This window comes from Pseudomonas sp. S2_B07 (genome assembly GCF_054668435.1).
Window position 1 is genome coordinate 425,526 of record NZ_CP162769.1, and the last position, 17,946, is coordinate 443,471.

Here is a 17,946-nt window from a genome sequence, read left to right on the forward strand (position 1 = left end):
ATAAGGGTCGCGGGCACCCTCATGACTCGGACAGCTTGCGAAATCGCATTGCACGGGCGACGCTATCGATCATCTGCGAAGCCGCATGAATGGTTAGGGGGTGGTGGGTGAACCCCGGTCAAGGCGTGATATATGAGGCAATTTCACGGGGGACGGCCAGCTGCTTATCCGAATCTTGAGCGAGCAGCACGATCACTAGGTTTTCCAAGGGAATAGCTCGGTTACGAAAATGGACCAATTCGGCATTCGACAACTCTGGAGTCTCGGTAGACGCTGATTTGCAGATCTACTGCTGCTCCCTCGTTGCCCGCGCCGATGCGTCGCACAGTCTCAGGAAGCGGATTGTCTGTCAGCGACGCTTCACCGTCCGCCTCGTAAACTCGCGCCGGATGCAAATTCGCTCTGACATCATCAACGTCTATGCTCCACGTGAGGAATTCTTCTGATCGACCGGATGTGGGTACCGTGCGCTCACCAGATCAAGGTGCTGTCCACTCTCGTCGTAATCGGTGGAGGAAAAACGAGCCATGATTGAAGTACAGGTATATCGATACCACCCGGAACAAGAACGGTCGCCTTGGATGCAGTCGTTGTCGTTGCCCGAGGAGTTCCGAGTGCGAATGGTGCTGGATGCATTGGAGTTCCTGCACGAGGCAGATCAGACACTGGTCTATCGGCGCTCCTGTCGGGAGGGTGTTTGCGGCTCGGATGGAATGAATATCAACGGCAAGAACAGACTGGCTTGCATCACGCCAGTTTCGGAGGCGCTGGGCACGGCCAGCATACTGATCATCAGACCTTTGCCCGGCATGCCGGTCATCCGCGATTTGGTAGTCGACCAGAGTCTCTTCTTTCAGCAGTACGAGAGCATCAAGCCATGGCTGATCAATCACGAGCCAGCACCGGCCATCGAGCGTCTCCAGTCCCCCAAGGAGCGCGCTAAGCTCGATGGACTGTATGAATGCATTCTCTGTGGCTGCTGTTCCTCGCAATGTCCATCCTGGTGGTGGAACCCGGAAAAGTACGTAGGTCCAGCCGGGCTGTTGCAGGCTTGGCGTTTCATCACCGACAGCCGCGATCAGGCCACGGTAGAACGGCTAGAGCGGCTGGAGGACCCGTTCAGCTTGTTCCGTTGCCGCAGCATCGGCAACTGTTCATGGGTCTGCCCCAAGGGCCTCAATCCCATGGGGGCCATCGGAAAAATTCGCCAAGAGCTGTTCCGAAAATCTACCTAGGACGTTGGATCAACTCGATGAATCGGCTCGGCTCCTCAAGACTCTTTAGAGTGCCTCTTTTTGGCCGTTGCGTTGAGTTGAAATAGTCGGCTTCAGTTTCCACGCCAGAAATGTACGCGTCTGAGATTTTTAACACTGATGGATCGCCTACCACCTCCTCGCTTTGACTGACTTGGGTGCCCTTCGGCAAGCGCTCAGGCTCATCATTTTTCAGGCACACAATGCGGTGCGGTAGAGATCGCCATGCTTGTTTGGTTGAGGTGTTACGTCATCTATCGCTGGTCACCTCGAATGCAAACAAGTGGTCAGTGGGAAAGCAAACGACGGGGCAAGTCGAGTGCAAATGGGTGGGCAAGTCTGTGCAATTACCCAGCACGCCCCCCTAAGCTTGTCGTTGATACGCTATCTCATGTGTTTAGAGTAATGACTCCGCTCCCGCAGAGAAGGTCGGAGACGGCGAAGTAAGCGCTAAAACACGCTATGACCCATCGAGCCCAAGCTATTCGGTGAGGGTCACTTACGGGAGAAACCTCGGTGCAGAGGAATTCGCACACCCTTTTCCTTGATTTTGACGGCGCTTACACCCCGACGCCGTCGACTTGTCTCGCCTAGGGCCGACACGGAAGACCGAAGGTACGCTTTTTATGTGTTAGTTGAGCACTGGAGGCGTCGGAATTTTCCCTGCATTGGTACTGCGCCCCCATGTCAAAGTCACTCATCGAGTACCAATCGTCCAGTTACGCACGCACGCACAAGCTATCAGTCGAGAAGTCATATTGACTATTTATTTGTCATTATGACCTTTTCCGCATTAGGTCATAATGACTATTCGTATACTTATGTTATTGATATTAATCAATAAAATTATTGGCCCGTTTTGTGTATTGAATAGCGAACTTAACGCAAACCCAAAGGGACAATGTCATGACTCGTTCAATCGTGCTCAGTTTTACCCTGTGTACACTGCTGTCTCCGCTATGCCAGGCAGACCAGATAATCCGTGAAGTCCCCGACACAACCGCTGGCAGGGGTTTCGGCGCCTTGACCGGAATGATGGTTGGCGCGGCAGGCGGCCCGATTGGTGCACTAATCGGCGCAACTGGCGGTTTTTTCGCCGGCAGTGCGGTGCAAGCAGGCATTGGCAAGTCTGAAGCCGCTTATGAAGTGAAAAACGCGCAAGGCGAGATTAGTACGGTGCGCTCACCCAATGCGATTTTTGAAGTCGGGCAGCAGGTCACGCGTAAAGGTGCGCGACTGGTGGCATCTGAGGAGTAAGAAGCTGAAACAGTTTCATGTGACTAAATAGAACTGCTTTTTAGGCCCGCTTGCGGGTCTTTTTTTAAGTCGTTTTTTGAAATGTATTATTAACGAATTCGATGATCGATCAGCTTTCTAATAGTGAGCGATTTTTGGTGCATGGTACTTCATGAGCTCTCGGAACTCAAAACGGAGCAGACAACAAGTAACTTGAATACCGCCAACAATGGCTCAACACCAAAGACAAGATCAATCGGTAAACGCATTCAGTATGCAAAGGTGGAATCGAGAAGCCCTGCTTCGTGGCACAACTTTGAAGTAGCTTTGCGTGTACTTCGACGTTTCTCGCCCAGCCAGCCTCCAAATCAGAGAGCAGGATTGGGCGCAAAAAAATAAGAACAGGTCAAGCAAGAAGGCACAGCAATGAACGACACGAGGATTTCCGGTCAAGCCGAAGTATGTCTAAAGCTGATGCTTGAACGTAACAACCAGCTGTTCAGCGAAGCACATCGCTTGAGCTGCGCCGCCCTTGATCTTCTCGATCGGCTCTATCTGGATTGGAAATTTTCAGCCAGTATCATGAGAAGAGACGAAATACCGATCTCAAATATCCTGACGCCATCAAGCACTTACGGTTGATCATGACTGAATACCATGCGCCTCCGTCCTCAATAGAGATAATTTGATTATTTACTTAGCCTCGATTATTTCAATTTCTTCTGTGTGACCGCCACTCCGACTGGTTAAAATTTTATTCAATTTCTTGACAGCTATGCGAAGTCTACTACCCTCAAGATCATTCAACTTCCCAACTTGAACCACGGCACTCAAATATGCAGCGCTTGGTATCGTTAATAATTAGTGCCTGTTCTCGGCTATTTGAATCCTGACCTCAGGCAATCGTCAGTGCAGCAGAAGTCGAGGTCGCCTGCCTTGTTCCGAGCACCGCAAAGCCGCTGTGCATGCGCCTAACACTCTTCCTGTTGATTAATACCCACCCGGCAGAGCGTTATCCCAGGAACTTTCCACCTGCATTTTCACATTGGGAGGCAGTCGTGCAAAAAGTCTTGAAGCTTGTCAGCTATGCAGTGCTCGTGCTGATGGCCAGCGCGGTCGTCTATGCCGGAGTGATCGGCATCACCTATTGGACCGGCATCGGCGTATAGGGAGTTCGCAATGAACAAACGCCAGACACGCTCATTCGCGCTGATATCGACGGCGATCGCCACTGTGGTATTTCTGGGCATGACTGTTGATAGTCACCGGCAGTTCCCCACACTGACCAACGCTCAACAGATCACGCCCCAGGTCACTCGCGGCAAGGATGTCTGGCATCAATACAATTGCATCAATTGCCACACCCTGTTCGGCGAGGGTGCTTATTACGCCCCGGACCTGACGAAAATCACCCAGCAGCGCGGCGCCCCTTATCTCACTGCATTCCTCAAAGACCCTTCAAAGTTCTATGACGAGCAACGCCATCGTCGCTTGATGCCGAACCTGAAACTCGGCGATGAGCAAATCGCCGATTTGATCGCCTTCCTCGATTGGGTGAGCAAGGTCGACAATCAAGGCTGGCCGCCGCGCCCGATTCTGGTGACCGGTGCGTCGATCCCCGGCATGGACCTCACCGTGGCACAGCAAAATGCCACCGGCGACGGCAAACCACCCCCCGCCGCCCGCCCGGTGTCCGGCAAGGAAGACCCGATCGCCTTGGGCGAGGCGTTGTTTCGAACGAACGCAACGCCGGTGTGCAGCGCTTGCCACTCGATTGCACCGGGCGTCAACCTCGCCGGGCCATCACTGGCCGGGTTGGCCAATCGGGCCAAACAGGTCATCGCCTCGCCGGACTACAAGGGCAAGGCCAAAGATGCCGAAGGCTTCATCCGCGAATCCATCGTCACGCCGAGTGTTTACCTGCATCCGGGCGATATGTTTTCCGCCAACGGCATGTCGTTCATGCCGGACACCTTCGCCAAAACATTAACGCCCGAACAGATCGATCAACTCGTCGCCTATCTGGCGTCGTTCCAGTAACCGCAGGGGATGACCATGCGCTACAGATCTCAATCCGTCGCCTACTGGTATTTCGCCGTTGCCATGGTGTTGTTTGGCCTGCAACTGGTCTTCGGCCTGCTCTCGGCGGCGAAATACCTCGGGCCGGACCCGCTGCTGAACCTCTTGCCATTCGATGTCACCAAGTCCATTCACACCAATCTGTTGATCGTCTGGGTGCTGACAGGGTTCATGGGGGCGACCTACTGGATGGTGCCGGACGAATCCCGTGGCGAGTTGCACAGCACCAAACTGGCCTACATCCAGCTCGGGTTGTGGACGGCCATGGGCGTCACCGCCGTTCTTGGTTACCTGTTCGGTTATGGCACCGGGAACAAGCTGCTCGAACAGCCGCTGCCTCACAAGATCGTGATCGTGATTTGCATGCTGATGTTTCTCTACAACATCGGCATGACGATCAAGAAAGCCGGGCGCTTCACCGCCACCGAGGGCGTCCTGCTGCTAGGCCTGGCCAGCGCCGCCGTGCTCTTTCTGCCAGCGCTGCTGCAATATGAAAATTACGTGGTGTCGATCTATTACCGCTGGTGGACCATCCACCTGTGGGTCGAAGGCGTTTGGGAGATGATCCAGGGCGGCTTTCTTGCCTATCTGCTGATCCGGCTGTCCGGCGCTGACCGCGAGGTGATGGAGAAGTGGCTGTACGTCATCGTCGGCCTGGTGTTTATTGCCGGCATTCTGGGCACCGCACACCATTATTACTGGATCGGCGTTCCCCATTACTGGCTGCCACTGGGCGGCTTCTTCAGTGCGCTAGAGCCATTGGCGCTGATCGGCATGGCGATCTATGCCTACAACGCGATGCGCCGCTCGGGCCTGTCTCACCCGAACAAACTGGCCTTGCACTGGACCTTGGGCAGTGCCGTGTTCACCCTGTTCGGTGCCGGCCTGCTGGGGTTGGCTCACACCTTCCCCGACGTCAACAAGTGGACCCACGGCACCCTGATTACCGCCATGCATGGCCATGCAGCCTTCTATGGTGCTTACGCCATGATTGTCCTGGCGATGATCACCTATGCGCTGCCGGGCCTGACCCGTCGTCCCGTGGAGGAAAGCAGTATCGGCTATTGGGCGTTCTGGCTGCAGTTGGGAGGCATGTTCGGCATGACCCTGTCATTTGCCACCGCGGGCATTGGTCAGGTGTACCTGGAGCGCATTCTCGGCCTGGGCTACCTGGACGTGCAGCTGAAAATTCAGGTGCACTTCCTGATGCTGGTGGCGACAGCATCGATGTTCAGCCTGGGTGCGGGGCTGTTCATCTTCGAGTTTTTCCGCCATGCGCCGGACTTCAATGTCGATGAAGCCGATCCGGTCCAGGCCACACCTCATGCCTCAGGCGCGGCGCTGTGATGGAACGTTCGCTGATGCACGCCGAACCCGCACCGCTGCAAGCTGAACCCTATTACCAGCCCAGCGGCGACGAGGTCGCGATTTTCGAGCAATGCCATGCGCAGCAACTGGCCGTCATGCTCAAAGGACCCACCGGGTGTGGCAAGACCCGTTTTGTCGAACACATGGCCTGGCGCCTCAAACGCCCGTTGATCACCATTTCCTGCCATGACGATCTGAGTGCCAGCGACCTGGTCGGGCGTTTCTTGATCGGTCACCAGGGCACCCATTGGACGGAAGGCCCACTGACTCGAGCGGTGCGCGAAGGCGCTATCTGTTACCTGGACGAGGTGGTCGAAGCGCGGCAAGACACGATTGTCGTCCTGCACCCGCTGACCGACCACCGACGCATTCTGCCGCTGGACAAAATCGGCGAGATCCTCGAAGCCTCACCACATTTTCAACTGGTGGTCTCCTACAACCCCGGCTACCAACGCATTCTCAAGGATTTGAAACCGAGTACCCGACAGCGCTTTGTGGCGCTGGATTTTGACTTCCCGCCGCCCGAGCGCGAAATCTCTATCATCATCCATGAGGGTGGAACCGACTACGCCACCGCCCACGCCTTAGTCACCCTCGCCCAGCGGCTACGTGCCTTGCAGGACCGAGGCCTGGCGGAAGTCCCTAGTACCCGTCTGCTGATCGCCACTGCGCGGCTGATCACCCACGGCATTGCTGCGCCCGTCGCGTGCCGGGTCGCGTTGATCTCGCCGCTGTCCGATGACGCGATACTGGTCGCGGCCATGCGCGACCTCGTCGACCTGACGTTTATCTAGATGGCCGAAGCCGAGGACCTCATCACCGATGTCGCACGCCACGCAACGGTGTATGCACATGCGTTGTGGCGTCGTCACCAGGCACCCTCGCCCCCTGCAAAAATCGTCACCCTAGGGGATGTCGCACAACACCTCGACTTACTGATCAAGGCGGTGTTCAACACCCACTATTCGCTGCGTGTCGCGCAACCACCCTCGCCACCCACATTGTTAAAAAGGCTTTTACAGCGTAGCGAAATACCTTGTCGGCAAAGCGCGATCCCGGCTACCGATGGTGTGTCTATCTGGCTGCCGGAGCACCTGGGCAGCGATGATGTTCCACTCATGCGGGAACGTTATCGAACCCTCGCCTTGCAACAAGCGATGCGCGCGCAAAGAGGCAGCGCCGCCGCCCTGCCGACCCTTGCCAACCCGATGCAGCGCAGCGTCTATCTGCTCCTCGAAGCCTGGGCTGCCGATACCGATTTGGTGCGAGTGCTGCCGGGACTGGCCGCATCGATCCAAGGGTTGCGTCAACATGCATTTGCCATGCGCCCCCCTCTTCACGCATTTCCCCGCCAACGACAGCCCCTGGAAAACTTCCTTCGGTTACTGCTAAGCAGTGAATGCGGCAAGCCTCTGGAGGGACTGGTGATACCTGCCAAAACGGCCGACTCGCTGCGCCATTCAGCAACCCTCGCGGCACGCCTCATGTCCGCCGAAGAACCTCGCAAGCTCGGTGCCAATTGGCTGTTGCTCGATGCCTGGACCGGCGATCTGCGCGAGCCGTCGGCGCGACGGGCGGTCCCGACGCTGCCCGGCGAAATCGACACCGCCGACACCCAGCCACGCAGCGCACGCCTTGAACGCCAGCCAAATGTGCGTGCAGCCTGTGCCGACGAGGACGACGATCAGGAACAAGGCCTGTGGATGGTGCAGCCCGCCGAACCGCTGGAAAAGGCCGAAGACCCCATGGGAATGCAGCGCCCTGCCGACCGGGATACCGACACCCCGGCGGCTGATTTTGCCGAGTCATTGGCCGAACTCGAGGAAGCCCGACTGGTGGTCACGGCCGGTCCCACGAAAGAAGTGCTGCTGTCTGACGATCTGCCACAGACCCGTGCTCAGCACGGTGCACAGGATCTTGCCAGCAACGCAATCAGCTACCCCGAGTGGGATTACCGCCGGCAGGTCTACCGTGATCCGGGTGCAACCCTGCAACTGTGTCCTGCCCTGGCAGGCCCACAGCAGTGGGTCGAGCGAACCCTCGAGACTCACCGTCCGGTGCTCGATGCCATCCGCCGGCAATTCGAAAGCCTGCGGGCCCAACGGGTCAGGCTGCGCAAACAATGGGAGGGCGACGATATCGATCTGGAGGCGTATATCGACGGTTGCGCCGAGGCCCGCGCCGGCCTGAGCATGCCGCAGGCGCTGTATCAGACCCAGCGCCGGGGCCGGCGCGACATGGCGATCATGTTGCTGATCGACGTCAGCGGCTCCACTGACAGCTGGCTGTCCTGCCATCGCCGGGTCATTGATGTCGAGCGCGAGGCGTTGCTGCTGGTCTGTCTGGCGCTGGAGAGCCTGGGCGAGCCTTACAGCGTGCTGGCGTTTTCCGGCGAGGGGCCACAAAGTGTCACGATACGCACCCTGAAAGCATTCGATGAGTGCTACAGCAGTGAAGTCGGCCGGCGCATTGCCGCACTCGAACCGGAACGTTATACCCGGGCTGGCGCTGCCATTCGTCACGCGAGCACATTGCTGATGCGCGAAGCGGCCACACACCGGCTCCTGTTGCTACTTTCCGACGGCAAGCCGAACGATATTGACCAGTACGAAGGCCGCTATGGGGTGGAAGACATGCGTCAAGCCGTGACCGAAGCCAAGCTACAAGGCATGCACCCTTTTTGTTTGACCATCGACCGCCAGGCAGCGAACTATCTACCAGCAGTGTTCGGATTGCGGCAGTACGTCTTACTGCCCAGGCCGGAGCTGTTGCCCAGCGCGCTGCTGGAATGGATCAAGAGGCTGGTGATGGCTTGATCCCCCTTCAGACGGCTTTTTTTGCCTGTTGATGTTGGCAACAGGAAACCAGTGGCTGCGCAGCTCTGCCAATTTTTTTCCAACGAACGCAGATCAGATTCGATCAGCACCTTTTGGCACCATTTATAATGGTCATGCCAGGAACCTAAAGCCGATTGAAGTGCTTTCAGAGAACTCGCCGCTTTGCGCGAAAGCGGTGAAATTTCGGGAAAAGCCTCCGTGAGGTAGCGAGTCCGCTTGACCAGGATTCTCAACTCGTGTCGATCAAATCCAGTGTCATCCACGGCAGTATTCAAGCTGTCGATCTGCAGAGAATGCGGCGGCGTGTTCTGCTTTCCTGCGAAACCTGTTGCGATGATCCGCATCGATTCCATCTTCACTCAATGAAATCGCAGCGAACCACGCGAGTATGGCTATGGCAAAGGCAGAAGAGTCGGCCGAACTGAGGGAGCGACACCTGCAAATTGTGGGCAGTCTGGAAGTCCCGTCCATTGATACGCAACAGATGCCACTGCACCTCATCGCCGGCGTGCAGGACAACCACCCCGGACAAGCAACCAGCTACTCGCTCTGACTGCCAGTCGAGGGGTCCGCTACGTCCTCCGTCGGCTTGTCTGTAGTGATGAGCGTCTCGAGGCCCCAGTCACCAGGCAGATGCCAATCCTCGCCGAACAGCTCGGCCGGATGCATCGTACGGTCGGAGCCATTGCCGCAGGCCAGGGACTTCGCCGGACAATACCGGTCGCACCCCCAACAGATCCGTTCGGGGTGCTTGGGGTTGACGGGGAAGTTCTTGGCCATGCCGATCTCCGATCATTGAGAGGCGTTCTTCCAACCTACAGCCCTTGCGCAAAGCTAGCCTTGATACACATCAAGAATCGACATCGGGCGACCACCTCCTTCGTAATCCCGGGGCTAAGCTAACGGCTGAATAAACTTGGAGACGTTTCTCATGCTCAATAAAAATCCTTTCCCAAGCGGCCATCCAACCCTGTCGACCTGGGACAACCAAAACGCCGCAACATCTCTCGATGACGAAGTTTTTGCCGCTCCGCCAGCCTTGACGAACGCCGAACTGGTTCATCTGCGTGTCCGAGTGATTGCCCTGGAGAACCTGGTCATCGCCCTGCTGGCCGAAGGCTCGGAACACCAGCTCGCCGTTGCCCGGGAGATGGCCACCTACATTTCCCCCAGACCCGGCTTTACTCAGCATCCGTTGACCATTCACGCAGCCGAACAGATGATCTACAGCGTCGAGCGCGCCCAGCGATTTCGCCAACGTGACGAGCCATCGGTTTAATTGCTCGAAACTTGATACTAATCATTATTGTTCGCAGCAAAGCTTCCTAGACTCGGGCTCCTACTCGTCAATGCCCAGGAAGAAATTATGCGTACCCCCTTGTCGCTTTCGCTTGCCCTGCTCTTGCTCACACCGTTGGCTCAGGCCAAGGAATACCCGATCGGGGAACCCCAGTTGTGTCCGGGGCTGGAAGTCGGGGCGGTGTATTTGCAGCCGATCGAGATGGCGCCTGCCGGCATGATGCGCGCCACCGCGGATTCCGATGTGCATCTGGAAGCCGACATTCGCGCCACGGCGGACAATCGACAGGGCTTTCAGGAAGGCAGTTTCGTGCCTTACCTCAATGTCTCGTTCAACCTGAAAAAACAGGGCAACGAGAACGAACTCAAAGGCGATTTCCACGCCATGGTCGCCAATGACGGTCCGCACTATGGCGACAATGTAAAACTGCTCGGCCCAGGCAAATATCAGCTGACCTTCACCGTCCTGCCACCCGGCGGTCATGGGTCCCTTGGCCGCCATACCGATAAGGAAACCGGCGTAGCCCCATGGTTTGAACGCTGCGAATTGCACTATGAGTTCATCTACGCCGGCATTGGTAAAAAAGGCGGTTATTGAATGAAGCGCCTGCACATAGCCTGGCTGATGCTGGCCGGAGCAGTGGTGCCATTGACGGTTCATGCCGAGTTACCCAGCTACGAGCTGAGCCTGAGCGATGGCCACTTCTCCCCCGCCCTGTTGGAGGTTCCAGCCGGACAGCGCTTCAAAATCGTCCTCAAAAATATCGGCCAAGGGCCAGCCGAGTTCGAGAGCACGCCACTGCGGGTTGAAAAAGTACTGTCGCCGGGTGTGACGACCTTCGTGGTCATTCACCCCCTCAGGCCCGGTCACTACCCCTTCTTCGACGAGTTCAATTCGCAACTGCCCGAGGGCGGCATCCTCGCGAAATAACCCGTTCAAACACGGAGTTTTCATGAATCAATCAATGTTCATTGTCTGGCGCGAAAGCGTCGAGGCGCTGCTGGTGATCGGCATTCTCCAGGCCTGGCTCAGTCAGCAGAGTCAGGGCGTTCGTCTGGCCAAGTATTTGTGGGCGGGTGTGGTGCTGGGTTTGATGCTTTCGGGCCTGCTGGCGGTGTTGATTCTGTTTGCCGGTGAGGCCATGAGCGGCTCAGCCAGTGAATGGTTCCAGGCCGCGCTCGCGCTGGTGGCCAGCCTGCTCATTGTGCAAATGGTCGGCTGGATGCACCGCCACGGACGCACGCTCAAGCACGACTTACAACGACACGCCGATAGCCACCTGGCCCGGCAAGGTGGCGCAGGTCTGTTACTGCTGGCCATGCTCGCCGTCAGCCGTGAAGGCAGTGAAACAGTGGTGTTTCTCTATGGCGCCGGTGCTCAGTTGCGAGGTCCGCAGCTCGGTTTGTTTGCCATCGGTGGCGCAATGGGACTGGTACTGTCGGCGCTGACCATTGCCCTGCTGCACAGCAGTCGCCGGTTCATTTCGTGGCAACGATTCTTTGCCATCAGCGAAGCTGTTTTGCTGGTACTCGGCGCGGCATTGCTGGTCAGCGGCACCGAGCGAATCGGCGGCCAATTACTCGCCATGGATTTACCGGAGGTGATGTACAGCCTCGTAGGTGATGCGCTTTGGGACAGCAGTGCCTTGCTCAGTGACAGCCATGGGTTGGGTGGTTTTCTAGCCGGTTTCGCCGGTTATCGAGCAACACCTAGCGGCATGACGTTACTGGTGCTGGCAGGTTATTGGCTGGCCGTCGGCGGTTGGCTGCGTCAACGTACTGCGGAAAAAGCCCCATGCCTGAGCTGAGTCGCCACAATCGATGGTTGCAACGCCTGGGCGACGGCATGCGTCGTCACGCGCCCGTCATTCGTGCCGTGCAGTGGGCCGTTGTACTGTTCTACGCGTTGCTGTTGGTGATCCCGGCGGTGTTGCCGCTGCCGGACAGCCAGGCACGGCTACTCGACAACCTGACCCTGTTCGCGCAGTTTTTGTTCTGGGGCATTTGGTGGCCGTTCGTGCTGCTGTCGATTGTGCTATTCGGCCGACTCTGGTGTGGCGTTTTGTGCCCGGAAGGCTCACTCAGCGAATGGGCCAGCCATTACGGCAAAGGTTTGGGTGTACCGCGCTGGTTGCGCTGGGGCGGCTGGCCAACCCTGGCGTTCTGCCTGACGACCCTCTACGGCCAATTGATCAGCGTCTATGACTACGCTCAAGCGGCGCTGTTGATTCTGGGCGGGTCGACGGTCGCGGCAGTCGTCGTCGGGTTGCTGTTCGCCCGGGGCAAGCGGGTCTGGTGCCGTTACCTGTGCCCGGTCAGCGGCGTCTTCGCCCTGCTCGCCCGTCTGGCGCCCGTGCATTTTCAGGTAGACGAACAACGCTGGATGGAAAACTCCGCACCACGCCTGCCGCCGCCCAACTGCGCCCCCTTGCTCGATATTCGTCGCATGCAAGGCGCAAGTGACTGTCATGCCTGCGGACGCTGCAGCGGCCAACGCGGTGCCGTTCAACTGATCGCCCGCTCCGGCAATCAGGAGATTCTTCACGCAACGGCGCAAACGCTTTCACCGTGGGACGCGCGTCTATTGCTGTTCGGTGTGATCGGCTTGGCGATGGGCGCCTTTCAGTGGACAGTCAGCCCATGGTTCGTCGTCCTCAAACAAACCCTCGCCGAATGGCTGGTCGAGCACGACCAACTCTGGGCGCTGCAAGACAACGCGCCCTGGTGGCTGCTCACCCATTACCCACAGCTCAACGACAGCTTCAGCTGGCTCGACGGTTTCAGCATCGTCGCTTACTTGAGTTTGAGTTCGATGGTGTTGGGCACGGCGTTGATGATCCTTCTGCGCCTGACGGCGCGACTGGCGCAAGATCCTGCACTGTATTGGCCCCTGGCGCTGACACTGACGCCCTTGGGTGGTGCGGGATTGTTTCTCGGGCTGTCGGCCACGACGGTGAAATTGCTGCGCTACGAAGGTCTGCTGCTGGAATGGGTACAACCGGCCAGGGCCTGCCTGTTACTGGCCGCGATGGGCTGGAGCTTGTTGCTGGGATGGAAACGGCTTAACCGCGAAGGCCTGTCCCAGGCTCGTCGCTGCGCTGGCAGCACTTGCCTGTTACTCGCCATCGGCTTGGTAGGGTTCGGCTGGTGGTTGCAGTTCTGGGGCTGGTCCTGAGCGCCCTCATCCACAACCACCAGCCCGAATTACCTAGACCTTAAAACGCGCCACCGTCTGGTGCAGCGCCCCGGCCATCTGCGCCAAATCGTGACCCGCCGTGTGAGTATGCTGGGCCCCCAGCAAGACCTGCTCGGACAAGTTGCGAATCCCCATCAGATTACGATCCACCTCCCGCGCCACCAATGCCTGCTCTTCCGTAGCACTGGCAATCATCATGTTGCGCTCGTTGATCTGTGAGATTGACCGGGTGATTTCATCCAGTGCATCCCCCGACCGTTTCGCCACTTCAAGGGTGGCCCGAACCAGGTTGCTGCTGCTTTGCATGGCAGTCACCGCATGGCCGGTATCGAGGCGAATGTTGCCGATCATCTGCTCGATCTCCTGGGTGGACTCTTGAGTGCGATGCGCCAGGGCGCGCACTTCATCGGCGACCACGGCAAAACCGCGTCCGGCATCACCGGCACGGGCCGCTTCAATGGCGGCGTTGAGGGCCAGCAAATTGGTCTGCTCGGCGATGCTGCGAATCACGTCCAGCACCTTGCTGATGTCCTGCACCCGGCCCGCCAGTTGCTCGATGCGCTGTGAGGTGTCGGTGACGCCATCGGCCAGTGCGCCGATTGAAACCACGGTTTCCTGAACCTGCTCACGCCCGCGTTGCGCGGTTTGTTCGGACTGCCGCGAGGCCTCGGAGGTGCTTACCGCATTGCGCGCCACTTCATCGACCGCCGCGGTCATCTGGTTCACTGCGGTGGCCGCCTGCTCGATCTCCAGCCCCTGCAATTGCAGGTTACTGCTGGTTTGGCTGCTGACCGCACTCAGTTCTTCGGAGGAGCTGGCCACCTGGTCCACCGATGTCGCGATGTGCCTGACCATGGCATTCAGACTTTGCTGCATCTGATGCATGTTCATCATCACGCTGCCGCCAACACTTGAGTTCACGGGCACCTGAATCGTCAAATCACCTTGAGCGATTTGACTCAAAAACCGTGCGGCATCATCCGGCTCGCCGCCCAATGGACGGGTCACACTGCGCGTGACGATCACCGCAGCAGCAATAACCAGCGCCACACAGAACAAAAACAACCCGAGCATATTGCGTCGGGCATCGCTGTACAGTTCCTGCGCAGACTGTTCCCGGTCGGCGAATATTTTGCCTTGCAGCGCCATCAACTGATCCAGGCTGCCATAAACCTCGCGCTCGGCCGGCACGACCTTTTGTTTCAGTTGTGCCATGGCGTCATCGAAGGCACCTTGCCGGATCAACACCTGCACTTGAGTGAACGCCGCCACGTAGGCTTCGCGATTCTTCTTCAGCGCGGCATAAGCGGTTTTGCCCTCGGGCAAATAGAACAACGGCTCGAGCGTTTCGAGTGCCTGAGTGATCCGTTTCTTGGTGGTGTCGATCGATTGCTGCACTTGCTGATTGTCTTTATCGATCAGCAAATCCCGGGTGTTCCTGGCGTTATCACGCACGCCGGTGGAGATGACCATGATCGGATCGATCTTCGGCCAGTCCTGCTTGACGATGACCACTGCCTGATCCTTGAGCGTTGCCAGATCGTGCAACGCGTAAAACGCCATGCCCATCAATGCCAGCGGCGCGATGGCAAAGCCGATGACGATACGTTGTGCTGTCGTTAATTTGGCCATATCAAATGCTCCCCGTTTGATACCTGCCGATTGGCAGCGCATTTGAAAACCTAATGGTGGATCTCACCGCTAAACGTTAAACCTCAGCCTCTGTTACCCCCGTAACACGAAGGCTGGAAACAACTCGCGCATGGCCTCCCACAGCTCTGGTAGCAAGGCTTGTGCCGAAACACTCGGCAGCAGCGGATCGAACATCCGCTCGGTGCGAACCAACTGCACGGCGAAGCGTTTGACGCCGAGTTCGCTCAAGCGCTTGGCGAGGATCAGCAGACGCGCCGGCTCGAACAGATGCCAATGCACCGTGGTGCGACATTCGTAGTCGACACCGCTGGCCAGCAGATGCTCAAGGCTGCGCCAGTTGGCCGTTCCGCTGCCCTCGACCCGGGTGATCGCCTGGCAATCCTCGGGCAACGCCTTGACATCGAAACCAACCCAATCGGCCCCGGCCAGTGCCTTGGCGAACGCTGCGGGCTTGATGCCGGCGCTGTGCAAACCGATGCGAAATCCCATCGCCCGCACTTCATCCATGGCGCCGAGCAAACCGTCCTGCAAGGTCGGCTCGCCGCCACTGAACACCACCGCATCGAGCAGGTCCTGACGCCGTTGCAGAAACGCCAACACCCGCCGCCAATCCACTTCGTCTGTGCCACGAGGCGGGATCAACTGCGGGTTATGGCAGTAACGACAACGCCAGGCGCAACCCTGGCAAAACAACACGCAGGCGAGCTGTCCCGGATAGTCGATAGTGGTCAGGGGCACCATGCCCCCGACCCGAAGCGTTCGACTCATTGGCGCCCGGCCAGCGCCGCGCTTTCAGTGAAGTGCACCCGCTCGCGGTGCTCCGACTGTTTACCCGGGTTGAACGCCGACACAGGGCGGTGATAGCCCATCACCCGGGTCCAGACTTCGCAGCGTTGACGTTGAGCCTGGGGCAATGTTTGCGATGCAGTCATGGTGAAGCTCCTTGCAGTTGAGTGGATCGAAATCAATGAACGGTGCCGAGCTTCTGTTCTTGCAGTAGCAGGACCTCGTCGCATTTCGGGCAGAACTCATGTTCGCCATCGAGGTAGCCGTGCACCGGGCAGATGGAGAATGTCGGGGTCACGGTCAGGTACGGCAGGCGGAAGCGGCCAAGGGCTTTGCGCACCAGTTGCTTGCAGGCCTCGGTCGAAGAAATCCGCTCGGCCATGTACAGGTGCAAGACCGTGCCGCCGGTGTATTTGCATTGCAGCTCGTCTTGAAGTTCCAGGGCCTCGAAGGGGTCTTCGGTGTAGCCCACGGGCAGTTGCGAGGAGTTGGTGTAATACGGCGCTTGCACGCTGCCAGCCTGGAGAATGTCGGGGTAGCGCTTGAGGTCTTCCTTGGCGAAGCGGTAGGTCGTGCCCTCGGCCGGCGTCGCTTCCAGGTTGTACATGTGACCGGTTTCTTCCTGGAAACGCAGTAACGTGGCACGCACATGATCGAGCATCTTCAGGGCAAACTGCCGGCCGTGCTCGGTGTGCATGCCCTCCTCGTCGCCGGTGAAATTGCGCAGCATTTCATGCATGCCGTTGAGGCCTATGGTGGAAAAATGGTTGCGCAAGGTGCCCAGGTAACGCTTGGTGTACGGGTACAAACCGGCATCCATGTGGTGCTGAATCACCTTGCGCTTGACCTCCAGGCTTTCCATCGCCAGTTCCATCAGCGTGTCCAGACGCTGCAGTAAACCGCTGGTATCACCCTTGAACACATAGCCGAGCCGCGCGCAGTTGATGGTCACGACGCCGAGCGATCCAGTCTGCTCCGCCGAGCCGAACAAGCCGCCGCCCCGCTTGAGCAACTCGCGGACATCCAGCTGCAAACGGCAGCACATCGAGCGCACCTGATTGGGTTGCAGGTCCGAATTGAGGAAGTTCTGGAAATACGGCAGGCCGTAACGCGCAGTCATCTCGAACAGGCGGTCGGCGTTTTCACTGTCCCATGGAAAGTCGTGGGTGATGTTGTAGGTCGGGATCGGAAAGGTGAACACCCGCCCTTTCGCATCGCCGGCCTGCATCACCTCGATGTAGGCGCGGTTGAGCAGCTCCATTTCGACTTGCAGGTCACCATAGGCAAACGGCATTTCCTCACCGCCGATGACGGGTATCTGCTCACGCAAATCCTGCGGGCACACCCAGTCGAAGGTCAGGTTGGTGAAAGGCGTCTGGGTGCCCCAGCGTGAAGGCACGTTGAGGTTATAAATGAACTCCTGAATCGCCTGGCGTACCTCCTGAAAACTCAGCTGATCCTTGCGCACATAGGGCGCCAGGTAGGTGTCGAACGAGCTGAACGCCTGGGCGCCGGCCCATTCGTTTTGCAGGGTACCGAGGAAATTCACCATTTGCCCCAGGGCACTACTCAAGTGCTTCGGCGGACCGGCTTCGACACGCCCCGGCACACCGTTGAGCCCTTCGTGCAACAGGGTGCGCAGCGACCAGCCGGCGCAGTAACCGGCGAGCATGTCCAGGTCGTGTACATGCAAATCCGCCTCGCGGTGAGCCTGGCCGATGGCCTCGCTGTACACCTCGTCCAGCCAGTAGTTGGCGGTGACCTTGCCCGACACGTTCAACACCAGTCCGCCCAATGAGTAACCCTGATTGGCGTTGGCCTGGACCCGCCAGTCTTCACGGTCCAGGTATTCGTTCATCGAGGTCGCCACTTCGACCATGGTCCGGCGGTCGCGGCGCAAGCGCCCGTGCTGCTCGCGGTAGACGATGTAGGCGCGCATGGCGAGGAAAAAACCGGCGTCCATCAACACCCGTTCAACACGGTCCTGGATTTGCTCGACATGGAGTCTTGGCAACCCTTCGAGCCTGGCCAATACCGCCTGAAGCAAGCCTTCAACCTCAACCTCGCCGTACTCCCCTGTCGCCTTGCCGGCGGCGATCAATGCCTGACGGATCTTGTCGGCATCGAAGGCGACCTGACTGCCATCGCGTTTGTGCAAGCGGTTACATCCTACTGCGATCAGCGTGCTCTGCATTTGGCCTCCAGACACTACATATAGACTTGATCAAACTTAAAACCA

19 protein-coding genes and 2 pseudogenes are annotated in these 17,946 nt (G+C 58.1%); 13 read left to right on the forward strand and 8 right to left on the reverse strand.

The features are described 5' to 3' along the window. Nucleotides 1-19: 19 nt before the first annotated feature. A pseudogene (locus AB4N43_RS01995) lies at nucleotides 20-268 on the reverse strand (hypothetical protein); the annotation flags it as partial. A gap of 259 nt (nucleotides 269-527) precedes the next feature. On the opposite strand from AB4N43_RS01995, the gene AB4N43_RS02000 reads away from it, so the two are divergent. The 7 genes from AB4N43_RS02000 (at nucleotide 528) to AB4N43_RS02030 (ending at nucleotide 8,752) form a co-directional block, all read left to right on the forward strand. Then, entirely contained in the window at nucleotides 528-1,235 is a 708-nt protein-coding gene (locus AB4N43_RS02000; RefSeq protein WP_310348252.1) for a succinate dehydrogenase iron-sulfur subunit, read from the forward strand. A 924-nt stretch (nucleotides 1,236-2,159) separates the two neighbouring features. Continuing rightward, nucleotides 2,160-2,510 (forward strand): hypothetical protein, encoded by a 351-nt coding sequence (locus AB4N43_RS02005; RefSeq protein ID WP_046027251.1) that lies wholly within the window; start codon nucleotides 2,160-2,162, stop codon nucleotides 2,508-2,510. Nucleotides 2,511-2,915: 405 nt separating this feature from the next. Beyond that, the gene (locus AB4N43_RS02010; RefSeq protein WP_052961856.1) at nucleotides 2,916-3,131 is read left to right on the forward strand and encodes a hypothetical protein; all 216 of its coding nucleotides are present in this window, start codon (nucleotides 2,916-2,918) and stop codon (nucleotides 3,129-3,131) included. A 537-nt stretch (nucleotides 3,132-3,668) separates the two neighbouring features. Continuing rightward, entirely contained in the window at nucleotides 3,669-4,529 is an 861-nt protein-coding gene (locus tag AB4N43_RS02015) for a c-type cytochrome (protein ID WP_460153000.1), read from the forward strand. 15 nt (nucleotides 4,530-4,544) lie between these two features. After that, nucleotides 4,545-5,915: a cbb3-type cytochrome c oxidase subunit I gene (locus tag AB4N43_RS02020; RefSeq protein WP_460153001.1), complete on the forward strand. Its 1,371-nt coding sequence runs from the start codon at nucleotides 4,545-4,547 to the stop codon at nucleotides 5,913-5,915. Next, nucleotides 5,915-6,730, forward strand: coding sequence for a CbbQ/NirQ/NorQ/GpvN family protein (locus AB4N43_RS02025; RefSeq protein WP_080942983.1), 816 nt, complete (start codon nucleotides 5,915-5,917; stop codon nucleotides 6,728-6,730). The genes AB4N43_RS02020 and AB4N43_RS02025 overlap by 1 nt, the downstream gene beginning before the upstream one ends. Continuing rightward, nucleotides 6,731-8,752, forward strand: a complete 2,022-nt coding sequence (locus tag AB4N43_RS02030) for a nitric oxide reductase activation protein NorD (RefSeq protein ID WP_310348238.1) — start codon at nucleotides 6,731-6,733, stop codon at nucleotides 8,750-8,752. It abuts the gene before it with no gap. On the opposite strand, the gene AB4N43_RS02035 is transcribed toward AB4N43_RS02030, so the two are convergent. Further along, nucleotides 8,647-9,117, reverse strand: coding sequence for a CHAD domain-containing protein (locus tag AB4N43_RS02035; RefSeq protein WP_460153002.1), 471 nt, complete (start codon nucleotides 9,115-9,117; stop codon nucleotides 8,647-8,649). The two genes, AB4N43_RS02030 and AB4N43_RS02035, sit on opposite strands and share 106 nt — an antisense overlap. Nucleotides 9,118-9,167: 50 nt before the next feature. Here AB4N43_RS02035 and AB4N43_RS02040 point away from each other — a divergent pair, with 50 nt between their 5' ends. After that, nucleotides 9,168-9,326, forward strand: a complete 159-nt coding sequence (locus AB4N43_RS02040; protein WP_185752248.1) for a hypothetical protein — start codon at nucleotides 9,168-9,170, stop codon at nucleotides 9,324-9,326. Here AB4N43_RS02040 and AB4N43_RS02045 read toward each other — a convergent pair. After that, nucleotides 9,314-9,553 carry a DUF3079 domain-containing protein gene (locus tag AB4N43_RS02045; protein WP_046027248.1) on the reverse strand — a complete coding sequence of 80 codons (240 nt, stop codon included), beginning with the start codon at nucleotides 9,551-9,553 and terminating at the stop codon, nucleotides 9,314-9,316. The two genes, AB4N43_RS02040 and AB4N43_RS02045, sit on opposite strands and share 13 nt — an antisense overlap. Nucleotides 9,554-9,704: 151 nt before the next feature. Between AB4N43_RS02045 and AB4N43_RS02050 the strand changes: the two genes are divergently transcribed. The 5 genes from AB4N43_RS02050 to AB4N43_RS02070 all read left to right on the forward strand — a co-directional run bounded on the left by AB4N43_RS02050 (nucleotide 9,705) and on the right by AB4N43_RS02070 (nucleotide 13,247). Continuing rightward, a complete protein-coding gene (locus tag AB4N43_RS02050; protein WP_046027247.1) occupies nucleotides 9,705-10,052 on the forward strand; it encodes a hypothetical protein in 348 nt (115 codons plus the stop codon). An 87-nt stretch (nucleotides 10,053-10,139) separates the two neighbouring features. Continuing rightward, nucleotides 10,140-10,670, forward strand: coding sequence for an iron transporter (locus tag AB4N43_RS02055; RefSeq protein WP_046027246.1), 531 nt, complete (start codon nucleotides 10,140-10,142; stop codon nucleotides 10,668-10,670). Next, nucleotides 10,671-11,003, forward strand: coding sequence for a cupredoxin domain-containing protein (locus AB4N43_RS02060; protein WP_046027245.1), 333 nt, complete (start codon nucleotides 10,671-10,673; stop codon nucleotides 11,001-11,003). It abuts the gene before it with no gap. 22 nt (nucleotides 11,004-11,025) lie between these two features. Continuing rightward, on the forward strand, nucleotides 11,026-11,880 hold the full coding sequence (locus AB4N43_RS02065; protein WP_046027244.1) for an FTR1 family iron permease: 855 nt from the start codon (nucleotides 11,026-11,028) through the stop codon (nucleotides 11,878-11,880). Then, complete coding sequence (locus AB4N43_RS02070; RefSeq protein ID WP_348126039.1) at nucleotides 11,868-13,247, forward strand: 4Fe-4S binding protein; 1,380 nt, start codon at nucleotides 11,868-11,870, stop codon at nucleotides 13,245-13,247. The genes AB4N43_RS02065 and AB4N43_RS02070 overlap by 13 nt, the downstream gene beginning before the upstream one ends. A gap of 33 nt (nucleotides 13,248-13,280) precedes the next feature. Here the strand turns inward: AB4N43_RS02070 and AB4N43_RS02075 are convergent, their stop codons facing one another. The 5 genes and pseudogenes from AB4N43_RS02075 to AB4N43_RS02095 all read right to left on the reverse strand — a co-directional run bounded on the left by AB4N43_RS02075 (nucleotide 13,281) and on the right by AB4N43_RS02095 (nucleotide 17,901). Then, on the reverse strand, nucleotides 13,281-14,417 hold the full coding sequence (locus AB4N43_RS02075) for a methyl-accepting chemotaxis protein (protein ID WP_460154195.1): 1,137 nt from the start codon (nucleotides 14,415-14,417) through the stop codon (nucleotides 13,281-13,283). A 9-nt stretch (nucleotides 14,418-14,426) separates the two neighbouring features. Then, nucleotides 14,427-14,942 (reverse strand): annotated as a pseudogene (locus AB4N43_RS02080) (MCP four helix bundle domain-containing protein); the annotation flags it as partial. Nucleotides 14,943-14,993: 51 nt separating this feature from the next. Then, a complete protein-coding gene (locus tag AB4N43_RS02085; protein ID WP_222586720.1) occupies nucleotides 14,994-15,689 on the reverse strand; it encodes an anaerobic ribonucleoside-triphosphate reductase activating protein in 696 nt (231 codons plus the stop codon). Then, nucleotides 15,686-15,853, reverse strand: coding sequence for an anaerobic ribonucleoside-triphosphate reductase (gene nrdD, locus AB4N43_RS02090; protein ID WP_017338867.1), 168 nt, complete (start codon nucleotides 15,851-15,853; stop codon nucleotides 15,686-15,688). The genes AB4N43_RS02085 and nrdD overlap by 4 nt, the downstream gene beginning before the upstream one ends. A gap of 32 nt (nucleotides 15,854-15,885) precedes the next feature. Next, nucleotides 15,886-17,901 (reverse strand): ribonucleoside triphosphate reductase, encoded by a 2,016-nt coding sequence (locus tag AB4N43_RS02095; RefSeq protein WP_348126044.1) that lies wholly within the window; start codon nucleotides 17,899-17,901, stop codon nucleotides 15,886-15,888. Nucleotides 17,902-17,946 lie beyond the last annotated feature (45 nt).

Coding starts and splice junctions, on each gene's coding strand:
- AB4N43_RS02000 (WP_310348252.1), top strand. CDS start 528: ATGATTGAAGTACAGGTATATCGATACCACCCGGAACAAGAACGGTCG.
- AB4N43_RS02005 (WP_046027251.1), top strand. CDS start 2,160: ATGACTCGTTCAATCGTGCTCAGTTTTACCCTGTGTACACTGCTGTCT.
- AB4N43_RS02010 (WP_052961856.1), top strand. CDS start 2,916: ATGAACGACACGAGGATTTCCGGTCAAGCCGAAGTATGTCTAAAGCTG.
- AB4N43_RS02015 (WP_460153000.1), top strand. CDS start 3,669: ATGAACAAACGCCAGACACGCTCATTCGCGCTGATATCGACGGCGATC.
- AB4N43_RS02020 (WP_460153001.1), top strand. CDS start 4,545: ATGCGCTACAGATCTCAATCCGTCGCCTACTGGTATTTCGCCGTTGCC.
- AB4N43_RS02025 (WP_080942983.1), top strand. CDS start 5,915: ATGGAACGTTCGCTGATGCACGCCGAACCCGCACCGCTGCAAGCTGAA.
- AB4N43_RS02030 (WP_310348238.1), top strand. CDS start 6,731: ATGGCCGAAGCCGAGGACCTCATCACCGATGTCGCACGCCACGCAACG.
- AB4N43_RS02035 (WP_460153002.1), bottom strand. CDS start 9,117: ATGCGGATCATCGCAACAGGTTTCGCAGGAAAGCAGAACACGCCGCCG.
- AB4N43_RS02040 (WP_185752248.1), top strand. CDS start 9,168: ATGGCAAAGGCAGAAGAGTCGGCCGAACTGAGGGAGCGACACCTGCAA.
- AB4N43_RS02045 (WP_046027248.1), bottom strand. CDS start 9,553: ATGGCCAAGAACTTCCCCGTCAACCCCAAGCACCCCGAACGGATCTGT.
- AB4N43_RS02050 (WP_046027247.1), top strand. CDS start 9,705: ATGCTCAATAAAAATCCTTTCCCAAGCGGCCATCCAACCCTGTCGACC.
- AB4N43_RS02055 (WP_046027246.1), top strand. CDS start 10,140: ATGCGTACCCCCTTGTCGCTTTCGCTTGCCCTGCTCTTGCTCACACCG.
- AB4N43_RS02060 (WP_046027245.1), top strand. CDS start 10,671: ATGAAGCGCCTGCACATAGCCTGGCTGATGCTGGCCGGAGCAGTGGTG.
- AB4N43_RS02065 (WP_046027244.1), top strand. CDS start 11,026: ATGAATCAATCAATGTTCATTGTCTGGCGCGAAAGCGTCGAGGCGCTG.
- AB4N43_RS02070 (WP_348126039.1), top strand. CDS start 11,868: ATGCCTGAGCTGAGTCGCCACAATCGATGGTTGCAACGCCTGGGCGAC.
- AB4N43_RS02075 (WP_460154195.1), bottom strand. CDS start 14,417: ATGGCGCTGCAAGGCAAAATATTCGCCGACCGGGAACAGTCTGCGCAG.
- AB4N43_RS02085 (WP_222586720.1), bottom strand. CDS start 15,689: ATGAGTCGAACGCTTCGGGTCGGGGGCATGGTGCCCCTGACCACTATC.
- nrdD (WP_017338867.1), bottom strand. CDS start 15,853: ATGACTGCATCGCAAACATTGCCCCAGGCTCAACGTCAACGCTGCGAA.
- AB4N43_RS02095 (WP_348126044.1), bottom strand. CDS start 17,901: ATGCAGAGCACGCTGATCGCAGTAGGATGTAACCGCTTGCACAAACGC.